Source organism: Pectobacterium odoriferum (assembly GCF_009931295.1).
GTDB classification, from domain to species: domain Bacteria; phylum Pseudomonadota; class Gammaproteobacteria; order Enterobacterales; family Enterobacteriaceae; genus Pectobacterium; species Pectobacterium odoriferum.
In genome coordinates, this window is sequence record NZ_CP034938.1 from 4,610,340 (window position 1) to 4,622,048 (window position 11,709).

An 11,709-nucleotide genomic window follows, 5' to 3' on the forward strand; every position below is an offset into this window, starting at 1 on the left:
TCGATGCTGAGCTCTTCTTCACTTTACGCTGCCATCGATCTCGGCTCGAACAGCTTCCATATGCTGGTCACTCGGGAAACCGCAGGCAGCATTCAGACGCTGGCGAAAATCAAGCGTAAAGTCCGCCTTGCGGCAGGGCTGGATAAGCAAAACCGGCTCTCGCAGGAAGCAATGCAGCGCGGCTGGCAGTGTCTACAACTGTTCTCCGAACGGTTGCAGGACATCCCGCAGGATCAGGTGCGCGTCGTCGCTACCGCAACCCTGCGGCTGGCAACGAACGCTGATGAATTTCTGCAACGGGCTCAGGAAATTCTAGGCTTGCCGATTCAGGTTATCAGCGGTGAAGAAGAAGCACGCTTGATTTATCAAGGTGTAGCACATACGACAGGTGGCCCAGATGCGCGTCTGGTCGTAGATATTGGCGGTGGCAGTACCGAACTGGCAACGGGAATCGGCGCAAAGACGACCCAGTTGATCAGCCTCCCGATGGGATGCGTAACCTGGCTGGATCGTTATTTCAGCGACCGCAATTTGGAAGCAGGTAACTTTGAACGTGCTGAACAAGCGGCACGTGAAATGCTTCGTCCTGTCGCGGCTTCTCTGCGCGAACAGGGCTGGCAAATCTGCGTCGGTGCTTCCGGCACAGTACAAGCGCTACAGGAAATCATGGTCGCGCAGGGTATGGATGAATACATTACTCTGCCGAAGCTCAGACAGCTTAAAGAGCATGCGATTCAGTGCGATAAACTGGAAGAATTGGAAATTGAAGGTCTGACGCTGGAACGCGCGCTGGTGTTTCCCAGCGGGTTAGCCATTCTGCTGGCGATCTTCCAAGAACTCGACATCAAAACGATGACGCTAGCTGGAGGCGCACTGCGTGAAGGACTGGTCTATGGCATGCTGCATATGCCCGTCGATCAGGATATTCGCCACCGCACATTGGCGACCCTGCAACGTCGTTATCTGCTGGATACCGAACAGGCTAAACGCGTCAGTACCTTGGCGGACAACTTTCTGCAACAGGTTGCCCGTGACTGGCAGCTAGATAGCCGATGTCGCGAGTTATTGCGAAGCGCCTGTCTGGTACACGAAATCGGTTTAAGTATCGATTTTCGCCACTCTCCCCAGCATGCAGACTATTTGATTCGCCATAGCGATCTCCCCGGCTTTACGCCAGCCCAGAAGAAGCTGTTAGCCACACTCCTACAAAACCAAGTTAACCCAATCGATTTGATTCCGCTGAGCCAGCAAAATGCGCTACCTGCTAATCAGGCACAGCGCCTGTGCCGCTTATTACGTCTGGCGATTATTTTTGCCAGCCGCCGCCGTGATGACACGCTGCCAGCAGTGCGGCTACGCGTAGAAGGCGAGGCACTGCGTTTGATCCTGCCTAGAGGTTGGTTAGCTCAGCATCCACTGCGGGCAGAAATGCTGGAACAGGAAAGCCGCTGGCAGAGTTACGTACACTGGCCCCTGATGCTGGAAGAAACCCCCGCTTAACGAGCATATATACCCTAAATAATTCGAGTTGCAGGACAAAACGCTAGCGTTTTGAACAACGCAAAGCGTTGGCCCGTCAGGGCGAGGTACATTTATGTGCCTTGTAACGCGGCAAGCGCACGAATCCCCAGGAGCTTACATCAGTAAGTGACTGGGGTGAGTAAGGACAAATTGGTTTAGCCAATTTGAACGCCGCTTGCGGCGGCCCCTCAGGGCGAGGCTCAGAGATGAGCCGAGTATTGCCAACGCACATGCAGCTTGAAGTATGACGGGTATACTACCCCCCTTTGGCTTTCGCCAACATCGCCCGGATATTGGCGACGTTCGTCTGACCTTTCTGCATACGCTCTTGCGCACTGACCACTTTCCTTTCCGTTTCCCATACAACGTCATCCTGCGGCAATTCAAGCAGGAAGCGACTCGGTTCGGGGCGCACCAACTCGCCATACTGGCGGCGTTCTTTGCACAATGTGAAAAATAGTTCACGCTGTGCACGCGTAATTCCCACGTATGCCAGACGCCGCTCTTCATCGACGTTATCTTCATCAATGCTGCTCTGGTGCGGCAACAGACCTTCTTCCATCCCGACTAGAAAGACGTATGGGAATTCCAAGCCTTTGGAAGCATGTAGCGTCATTAGCTGGACCTGATCCAGTTCCTCTTCGCTTTCACCACGTTCCATCATGTCCCGCAATGTGAAACGCGTCACCACCTGCGTCAACGTCATCGGTTCATTCAAATCGGAACCTTCCAGCATTTCCGTCATCCAGCTAAATAGCTGATTGACGTTCTTCATCCGCATTTCTGCGGCTTTTGGGCTCGGCGAGGTTTCATACAGCCAGCTTTCGTAGTCCAACCCATGAATCAGGTCTCGTACAGCGGCTACCGGTTCACGTTCTGCCAGACGGGCAATCTCCGACAGCCACTGGGTAAACCGCTGCAGGGATTCCAGCCCACGGCCAGTCAGCGACTGGCTCAGCCCGAGATCAAAACTCGCGCTGAACAGGCCTTTATTACGCTGCCCTGCCCACTCGCCTAGCTTCTTCATCGTTGCCGGGCCAATCTCACGCTTAGGCGTGTTCACAATGCGTAAAAACGCGCTGTCATCGTCTGGGTTCGTCAGTACGCGCAGATAAGCCAGTAAATCTTTGATTTCAGGTCGGGAGAAAAAGGATGTGCCACCGGAGATACGATACGGAATACGGTTCTGCATCAGCATCTTTTCAAACAAACGCGACTGATGGTTGCCACGATACAAAATGGCATAGTCGCCGTACTGGGTCTTTTTAATAAAGTGATGGGCAATCAGCTCACCCACAACCCGCTCCGCTTCGTGATCTTCGTTGTTGGCGGTAATGACTTTGAGTTCATCACCGTAACCTAGCTCGGAGAACAAACGCTTTTCAAAGACGTGCGGGTTATTGGCGATGAGAATATTGGCTGCTTTCAGAATACGCCCGGATGAGCGGTAGTTTTGTTCCAGTTTGATCACATCAAGCGCGGGGAAATCCTGCTGTAGCAACACCAGATTCTGTGGTCGCGCACCACGCCAGGAGTAAATAGACTGATCGTCATCCCCTACCACGGTAAAACGTGCGCGGGTACCAACCAGCAGCTTAACCAGCTCATACTGGCTGGTGTTGGTGTCCTGATATTCATCCACCAGCAGGTAGCGTAACCGATTCTGCCAGCGTTCACGCACCTCAACATTGTGTTTCAGCAGCAGCGTAGGCAGCAAAATCAGATCGTCGAAGTCCAGCACGTTACAGGCGCGAAGGTGATCGTGATAGAGCGAGTAGCAATGCACAAACAGCTTGTCGCGTTCGGAGCGAGCGGTTGCTGCCGCACCGGCAGGATCGATCAGATCGTTTTTCCAGTTTGAGATCGTAGAGATCAGCTGTTGCAGCAGAACTTTATCGTTTTCCAGCCACTGCTCCGTCAGCTCTTTCAGCAGCGCCATCTGGTCCTGATCGTCAAACAGGGAGAAGTTGGATTTCATGCCCAGCGCAACATATTCACGTTTGATGATCTCCAGCCCCAGCGTATGGAAAGTCGCGATCATCAGCCCACGCGTTTCTTTGCGCCCCAGCGTTTGCGCCACGCGCTCCTTCATCTCACGTGCGGCTTTGTTGGTAAAGGTTACAGCGGCAATGTGCCGAGCCTGATAGCCACACTGGCGAATAAGGTGCGCGATTTTGTTGGTGATAACGCGGGTCTTGCCTGAACCTGCGCCCGCCAGCACCAGACAAGGTCCGGTGACGAATTCGACGGCGTGTTGTTGGCTGGGGTTTAAGCGCATAACGATCTTGCTCACTCATAAAACGGAAGGCGATTGTAGCAGAAAGCCGCATCGATCTTGACCAGGGATTTGTTATTAAGGAAAGCACATCGCAGTCCACATCTTGCATTGCAAATGTTACATTGCGCGCAGGAATCTCTTTTGCAAAAAAGGTAATAACATGGCAAATACCGCAGCAGCCCTACACATCCTGGTAGACACTGAACAGCAGGCTAACGACATTCTTGCTCAACTGGAAAAAGGTGCAGACTTCCAGAAAATGGCACAGAAACACTCGACCTGCCCGTCAAAACGTAACGGCGGCGATTTAGGTGAATTTCGTAAAGGCGACATGGTGCCAGCTTTCGATAAGGCGGTGTTTTCCTGCGAATTGCTGAAACCGTTTGGTCCGGTGAAAACCCAGTTTGGTTACCATGTGATCAAAGTGCTATACCGCAACTAAGTTGTCCTGCAACTCAGTCGTCACGCCGACACCCCGAACATAAAAAGCGCGCCGACCTTCTGGTTTGGCGCGCTTTTTCTACTCTACCCGCCTGACTAGCCTATCGTCATCAGGCTGGCATTACCGCCCGCGGCGGCGGTATTGATACTCAGAGAACGTTCGATCAACAGACGTTCCAACTGAACGTGGGTGTCGCCCTGCGCATAGCCTAACAGCAGGATAATTGGGCCGTCTCGCTCTGCAAGCACCTCACTCAACTGCCGTAACCGATCGGCATCCCCATGATAAATGACGCCATGAAAAGACACCTCGTGCCGCTGCCAGTCAGGTGTGAACTGAATATACGACTGCACACCTGCGGGTAAACGGCCATAAAGCATTTTCTCGTGCTCACCTTCCGGCCACAGCAGTTTTCCGCCTATCGCCAGCACCGCTGCCGTCTGAACCAAGCGATCGCCCTCATTATCCGCAAGACACAGAATCCGCTCACGCGGCAGCAGCGTATAAGAATTACGTTCCCCGGTCGGGCCAGGCAGCAGCAGCGTTGTCCCGCTAACGCTATATTCTCTATAGCGCTGGCATAACGCCGCCAGCCCGTGACGCTCCCCCGCTATCGCCCAGTCTTCCAACGCCTGTAGCCCAACCAGCAGCGACGATCGGGCTGAAGCATCCAGCGCTTGCTCACGAGCCTGCTTAGCCAATTCTGCCGCAAGCGCCTCGTCCGGCCGATGTGCCAACAAACGATACAGGTAAAGCGGCCCGCCAGCCTTTGGTCCGGTTCCTGATAAGCCTTCCCCACCAAACGGTTGAACGCCGACAACGGCACCGACCATATTGCGATTCACATATTGGTTACCCACTTTCCCCTTGCCCGTCACACGCAGGATAGTTTCATCAATGCGGGTATGCACACCCAGCGTCAGCCCATATCCCGCCGCATTGATCTGCTCAATCATTGTATCCAACTGCTGGCTTTGATAGCGAACAACGTGTAAAACTGGACCAAAAACTTCTTTTTTCAGCTCGTCTATCTTGCCCAGTTCGATCAGGGTCGGTTTCACAAACGTCCCGTGCCGCCACGTCTCCTCATCCTGCGGATAGGCTGCCTGAAATACGGTATGCCCTTTCGCATGCATAGCCTGAATATGCCGATCCACGTTCTCTTTCGCCTCGGCGTCAATCAGAGGGCCGATATCGGTCGATAATCGTTCAGGATTCCCCATTCGACACTCCGCCATCGCGCCACGCAGCATAGCCAGAGTACGATCCGCGATATCCTCTTGCAGGCACAGAAGGCGCAGCGCCGAGCAACGCTGTCCGGCGCTGTCGAATGCAGAGGCAATAACGTCATTCACCACCTGTTCCGTCAGCGCAGACGAGTCGACAATCATTGCATTCAGACCACCCGTTTCGGCAATCAGCGGCGTCAAACGCCCCTGTGGGTCGAGCCTGCCTGCGATGCTGCGATGCAGGATTTTTGCAACGGTCGTCGATCCGGTAAACACCACGCCGCGTACCCGTTCATCGTTCACCAACGCCGCTCCAATCGTTTCTCCCTGTCCGGGCAGCAGTTGCAGCACGCCCTGAGGGACACCCGCTTCCCGTAAAATACGCACCGCCTGCGCCGCAATCAGCGGTGTCTGTTCAGCAGGCTTCGCCAGCACGCTGTTTCCTGCCGCCAGCGCGGCAGAAATTTGCCCGGTGAAGATCGCCAGCGGGAAATTCCACGGACTGATGCAAACCACTGGCCCCAGCGGACGGTTGGTATCATTGGTGAACGTATTCCGAACCTGAGCCGCGTAATAGCGTAAGAAGTCCACCGCTTCGCGCACTTCCGCAATCGCGTTACTGAAAGATTTACCCGCTTCCCGCACCAGCAACCCCAGAAGGCTTTGCAACTGCCTTTCCATCAGCGAGGCGGCCTGATTCAATATCGCCGCACGCTCTGCGGGCGGCGTCGCAAACCAGATAGTGCCTGCATGCACCGCCGTTTCTATCGCCAGCTCAACATCTGCCACGGAGGCATCGCGAACATAGCCCACCACATCGTGTACATCGGCGGGATTCACGACAGGCCTTTCTTCACTCGCCTCACTTTCCCCCTCAATCATCGGCACGGCGTACCACGGCTGTGACGCGTGATTCAGCAACGCGCAGGAAAGCGAAGCCAGCCGGTGCTCATTCGAGAGATCCAGCCCGCTCGAATTTTGCCGTTCCCGTCCATATAGCTGACGCGGTAGAGGGATCTTGGGATGCGGTGCGCCCATGCCCCATTCCACTTTTGCCAGCGCTTCTACGCTACGAATCGGATCGGCAATCAGCGTTTCCAGAGCCATTGAGGTATCCGCAATGCGATTAACAAATGAGGTATTCGCGCCGTTTTCCAGCAGACGTCGCACCAGATAAGCCAGCAGCGTTTCATGGGTTCCGACCGGAGCATAAATACGACACGGACGGTTCAGTTTTCCGTCAGCAACCGCGCCCACCACCTGATCGTAGAGCGGTTCACCCATGCCGTGAAGGCACTGAAACTCATACTGACCGGGATAATAATTGTTGCCCGCCATGTGGTAGATCGCGCTTACCGTCTGCGCGTTGTGCGTGGCGAACTGCGGGTAAATCAGATTCGGTACGGCCAGCAGCTTCCGAGCGCACGCCAGATACGACACATCGGTATAGACCTTACGCGTGTAGACCGGATAGCCTTCCAGCCCGTCAACCTGCGCGCGCTTGATTTCGCTGTCCCAGTACGCCCCTTTCACCAGACGAATCATCAGCCGCCGACGGCTGCGCTGTGCCAGCTCAATCAGCGCATCGATTACATACAGGCAGCGTTTCTGATAAGCCTGAATGACAAATCCGATACCGTTCCACCCCGCCAGCTGTGGCTCCATGCAGAGTTTTTCCAGCAGATCGAGCGAGATCTCCAGTCGGTCGGTTTCCTCTGCGTCGATATTGATCCCGATATCGTACTGACGCGCCAGCAGCGTCAGCATCAACAAACGTGGATAGAGTTCTTCCATCACACGGTCATACTGCGACCGGCTATAGCGCGGGTGCAGCGCCGACAGCTTGATGGAGATGCCCGGCCCTTCGTAAATCCCACGCCCGTTCGAGGCCTTGCCGATAGCATGAATCGCCTGTTGATAAGCCGCCAGATACGCGGCAGCATCGTGCTCCGTCAGCGCGGCTTCACCTAACATATCGTAGGAGTAACGGAAGCCTTTACTTTCCCGTTCGCGGGCATTCGCCAGCGCTTCACCGATGGTTTCCCCAGTGACAAACTGTTCCCCCATCAGCCTCATAGCCATATCGACGCCTTTGCGGACAAGCGGCTCACCGCTTTTCCCGATGATACGGTTCAGCGAATTCGAGAGATTCACTTCGTTGTGCGTCGCCACCAGCTTTCCGGTAAACAGCAGCCCCCAGGTTGCAGCATTCACAAAGAGAGACGAGCTGTGACCAAGATGCGCCTGCCAGTTTCCCCGACTGATCTTGTCGCGGATCAGCGCATCACGCGTGGATTTATCAGGAATACGCAGCAGCGCTTCAGCTAGACACATCAACGCCACCCCTTCTTGAGAAGAAAGTGAGAATTCCTGTAGCAACCCTTGCACAATGCCCGCACGCCCATTTCCGGCTTTCTGACCGCGTAATTTTTCTGCCAGTTGATAAGCCAATTTCTGCGTTAACTGTGACATTTCATCAGTAAGTCTTGCCTGTTCAAGCAAGATGGGCACCAGTTCATTTTCAGGTCGGCGATAAGCAGACGTAATGGCAGCACGGATAACCGATTGAGGAAGAACCTGCTCGGCGAAATCAAGAAAGGGCTGATAGGCTTCTTCTTCCTGAGATTGCGACATAATCTCTTCTGGTCCAGTGTGGCTGCCGTTCGCCCATAGTGGTGTTTCAGGAGTGTCGAGGCTGCTTTCGAGGCGTTCGAGGTAATGGAAAATAGCCTGTTTGAGCAGCCAATGTGGTGTGCGATCAATACGCTGCGCTGCGGCCTTGATACGTTCACGCGTTTCCTCATCGAGTTTTACACCCATCGTGGTAGAGCCCATAGCGTCCACTCCTGTCATTAAAAGATAAACATCGGGAAACCATCAATATCGATTATGTTGCAACTTTGTGCAACCAGTGTTAAGCATTATTAGTCATAATGTGGTTGCAACCCATTGCCACCTTCAGGCCTCGTTCCGGCCTGACCTGAGTGGTTACTATAAAACACAATGTTGTCGTGATAGCGGCACGAAAAATAATGTGGAGAATTGAATGACAATAAGCACACCCGTGTTGGTGACGTTTCTGGTGTATATTTTCGGGATGGTTCTCATCGGTCTGTTTGCCTATCGTGCCACCAATAACTTTGGCGATTACATTTTGGGCGGACGTCGGATGGGTAGCGTGGTGACTGCACTGTCGGCTGGCGCTTCCGATATGAGCGGCTGGCTGCTGATGGGGTTACCGGGTGCCGTTTTCATTTCCGGGATATCCGAAAGCTGGATCGCCATCGGCCTGACGCTAGGCGCATACCTGAACTGGAAATGGGTCGCAGGACGTCTGCGTGTACACACTGAGGTAAACCATAACGCACTCACGCTGCCCGACTATTTCAGCCATCGTTTTGAAGATAACAGTAAATTACTGCGCGTGATTTCCGCGTTAGTTATTCTGGTTTTCTTCACGATCTATTGTGCTTCCGGCGTGGTAGCGGGGGCTCGTCTGTTTGAAAGCACCTTTGGCATGAGCTACGAAACCGCATTATGGGCAGGCGCAGCGGCCACCATCGCCTATACCTTTATCGGCGGCTTTCTGGCCGTGAGTTGGACGGATACGGTTCAGGCCAGCCTGATGATTTTCGCCCTGATCCTGACACCGGTGATGGTCATTCTGTCACTTGGGGGGATCAATAGCTCGCTGATGGTGATTGAAACGAAAAATCCCGCCAATCTGGACATGTTCAAAGGGCTGGATTTTATCGCTATTATCTCGTTGATGGGCTGGGGTCTGGGCTATTTCGGCCAGCCGCACATTCTGGCGCGTTTTATGGCAGCAGATTCACACCACACAATGCACAACGCACGCCGCATCAGTATGACCTGGATGATTCTTTGTCTGGCCGGTGCCGTGACGGTGGGCTTCTTCGGCATAGCCTACTTTAACAATAACCCAGATCAGGCAGGCAACGTGGCGCAAAACAGCGAGCGCATCTTTATCGAGCTGTTCATGCTGCTGTTCAATCCGTGGATTGCTGGCGTGCTGCTGTCTGCGATTCTAGCGGCTGTGATGAGTACACTGAGCTGCCAGTTGCTGGTCTGTTCCAGCGCCATCACCGAAGATTTATACAAGCCATTCCTGCGCAAGAATGCCAGCCAGAAAGAGCTAGTCTGGGTGGGGCGCGCCATGGTACTGCTCGTGGCGATCATCGCTATCGCGCTGTCTCTCGACCCAGAAAACCGCGTACTGGGTCTGGTGAGCTATGCCTGGGCAGGCTTCGGGGCTGCATTCGGGCCGGTGATTTTGATTTCTCTGCTGTGGCCACGTATGACGCGCAACGGCGCACTGCTCGGAATGATCGTGGGTGCGGCAACGGTGTTGATCTGGAAACAGTACGCCTGGCTGGGTCTGTATGAAATCATCCCCGGTTTCATCTTCAACAGCCTGACTATTTTCATCGTCAGCCTGTTGGGTAAATCGCCATCAAAAACGATTACCGACCGCTTCAATCAGGCGGAAACAAAATATAAGTCAGTCTAATAAAACACGCACGTTTGCTATTGCTACAAAAGTCCGACGATAAAAAGTTCGTTGATAAAAAAAGAGGGCACAGCTAATGCTGTGCCCTCTTCTATTTCGATCACCGACAGGCATTAACCCGCAACGGCGATACGCTTCATGTCTTTCATGTAACCGCGCAGCGTGTGGCCTACGGTTTCGATTGGGTGGTTACGGATAGCTTCGTTAACATCACGCAGCTGTGCGTTGTCCACTTCGGTACCCGCGACCGCTTTGCCCAGATCGCCCGGTTGCAGAGAGGCCATGAATGCATCTTTCAGCAATGGAACGGCAGCATTAGCGAACAGGTAGTTACCGTATTCTGCGGTATCAGAGATAACCACGTTCATTTCATACAGACGCTTACGCGCAATGGTGTTGGCGATCAGTGGCAGCTCATGCAGTGATTCGTAGTAAGCCGACTCTTCGATGATGCCAGAGCTCACCATGGTTTCAAACGCCAGCTCAACGCCCGCTTTCACCATCGCAACCATCAGCACGCCGTTATCAAAGTATTCCTGCTCAGCGATTTTACCGTCGAACTGCGGTGCGTTTTCGAATGCAGTTTGGCCCGTCTCTTCACGCCAGGTCAGCAGTTTCACGTCATCGTTCGCCCAGTCAGCCATCATGCCGCTGGAGAATTCGCCAGAGATGATGTCGTCCATGTGTTTCTGGAACAACGGAGCCATGATGCCTTTCAGTTGCTCAGACAGTGCGTAAGCACGCAGTTTCGCTGGGTTAGACAGGCGATCCATCATCAGCGTGATCCCGCCTTGCTTCAGCGCTTCGGTGATGGTTTCCCAGCCGAACTGAATCAATTTTTCTGCATAAGCCGGATCGGTGCCTTCAGCAACCAGTTTGTCGAAGCTCAGCAGAGAACCCGCTTGCAACATACCACACAGGATGGTTTGCTCACCCATCAGGTCAGATTTCACTTCTGCAACGAAAGAAGATTGCAGAACGCCAGCACGGTGGCCGCCGGTAGCCGCAGCCCAGGCTTTAGCGATGGCCATGCCTTCGCCTTTCGGATCGTTTTCTGGGTGAACCGCGATCAGCGTTGGTACGCCGAAACCACGTTTGTATTCTTCACGTACTTCCGTACCTGGGCACTTCGGTGCCACCATCACGACGGTGATGTCTTTACGGATTTGCTCGCCCACTTCAACGATGTTGAAACCGTGAGAATAGCCCAGCGCTGCGCCCTGTTTCATCAGCGGTTGTACCGCCTGAACCACTGCGGAGTGCTGTTTGTCCGGTGTCAGGTTAACCACCAGATCAGCCTGCGGGATCAGATCTTCGTATGTACCAACGGTGAAGCCGTTTTCGGTCGCTTTGCGCCATGATGCGCGTTTTTCGGCAATCGCTTCAGCACGCAGGGCGTAAGCGATATCCAGACCAGAATCACGCATGTTCAGACCCTGGTTCAGACCCTGAGCACCACAGCCGACGATCACCACTTTCTTCCCTTTCAGGTAGCTCGCCTCATCGGCAAATTCATCACGCCCCATAAAGCGGCACTTGCCCAATTGATCCAGCTGCTGACGCAGGTTTAATGTGTTGAAATAGTTAGCCATGTTGTGCTCCGTATACGGTTTTGTTTGTCTATTATTCGTAAAAAGGATTCCCGTCAGATGGGAATTCACTATGACCCCATCATATGACAGGAATTGCGTTGCTTAAATTGATATAT

General features: G+C 53.7%; 6 protein-coding genes. 3 read left to right on the top strand and 3 right to left on the bottom strand.

Annotation, left to right across the window (positions count from 1 at the left end):
* Positions 1-3 precede the first annotated feature (3 nt).
* Positions 4-1,500 carry an exopolyphosphatase gene (gene ppx / locus EO763_RS20795; protein WP_161530075.1) on the top strand — a complete coding sequence of 499 codons (1,497 nt, stop codon included), beginning with the start codon at positions 4-6 and terminating at the stop codon, positions 1,498-1,500.
* 277 nt (positions 1,501-1,777) lie between these two features.
* On the opposite strand, the gene rep is transcribed toward ppx, so the two are convergent.
* Complete coding sequence (rep, locus tag EO763_RS20800) at positions 1,778-3,799, bottom strand: DNA helicase Rep (RefSeq protein ID WP_161530076.1); 2,022 nt, start codon at positions 3,797-3,799, stop codon at positions 1,778-1,780.
* Between the two features lie 160 nt (positions 3,800-3,959).
* On the opposite strand from rep, the gene ppiC reads away from it, so the two are divergent.
* Positions 3,960-4,241 (top strand): peptidylprolyl isomerase PpiC, encoded by a 282-nt coding sequence (gene ppiC, locus EO763_RS20805; protein WP_161530077.1) that lies wholly within the window; start codon positions 3,960-3,962, stop codon positions 4,239-4,241.
* Between the two features lie 95 nt (positions 4,242-4,336).
* On the opposite strand, the gene putA is transcribed toward ppiC, so the two are convergent.
* Positions 4,337-8,305 carry a trifunctional transcriptional regulator/proline dehydrogenase/L-glutamate gamma-semialdehyde dehydrogenase gene (gene putA, locus EO763_RS20810; RefSeq protein ID WP_161530078.1) on the bottom strand — a complete coding sequence of 1,323 codons (3,969 nt, stop codon included), beginning with the start codon at positions 8,303-8,305 and terminating at the stop codon, positions 4,337-4,339.
* Positions 8,306-8,516: 211 nt separating this feature from the next.
* Between putA and putP the strand changes: the two genes are divergently transcribed.
* Positions 8,517-10,001 carry a sodium/proline symporter PutP gene (gene putP / locus EO763_RS20815; protein WP_161530079.1) on the top strand — a complete coding sequence of 495 codons (1,485 nt, stop codon included), beginning with the start codon at positions 8,517-8,519 and terminating at the stop codon, positions 9,999-10,001.
* Positions 10,002-10,114: 113 nt separating this feature from the next.
* On the opposite strand, the gene ilvC is transcribed toward putP, so the two are convergent.
* A complete protein-coding gene (gene ilvC / locus EO763_RS20820; RefSeq protein WP_039487964.1) occupies positions 10,115-11,593 on the bottom strand; it encodes a ketol-acid reductoisomerase in 1,479 nt (492 codons plus the stop codon).
* Positions 11,594-11,709: the final 116 nt, after the last annotated feature.

Coding starts and splice junctions, on each gene's coding strand:
- putA (WP_161530078.1), bottom strand. CDS start 8,305: ATGGGCTCTACCACGATGGGTGTAAAACTCGATGAGGAAACGCGTGAA.
- ilvC (WP_039487964.1), bottom strand. CDS start 11,593: ATGGCTAACTATTTCAACACATTAAACCTGCGTCAGCAGCTGGATCAA.
- putP (WP_161530079.1), top strand. CDS start 8,517: ATGACAATAAGCACACCCGTGTTGGTGACGTTTCTGGTGTATATTTTC.
- ppx (WP_161530075.1), top strand. CDS start 4: ATGCTGAGCTCTTCTTCACTTTACGCTGCCATCGATCTCGGCTCGAAC.
- rep (WP_161530076.1), bottom strand. CDS start 3,799: ATGCGCTTAAACCCCAGCCAACAACACGCCGTCGAATTCGTCACCGGA.
- ppiC (WP_161530077.1), top strand. CDS start 3,960: ATGGCAAATACCGCAGCAGCCCTACACATCCTGGTAGACACTGAACAG.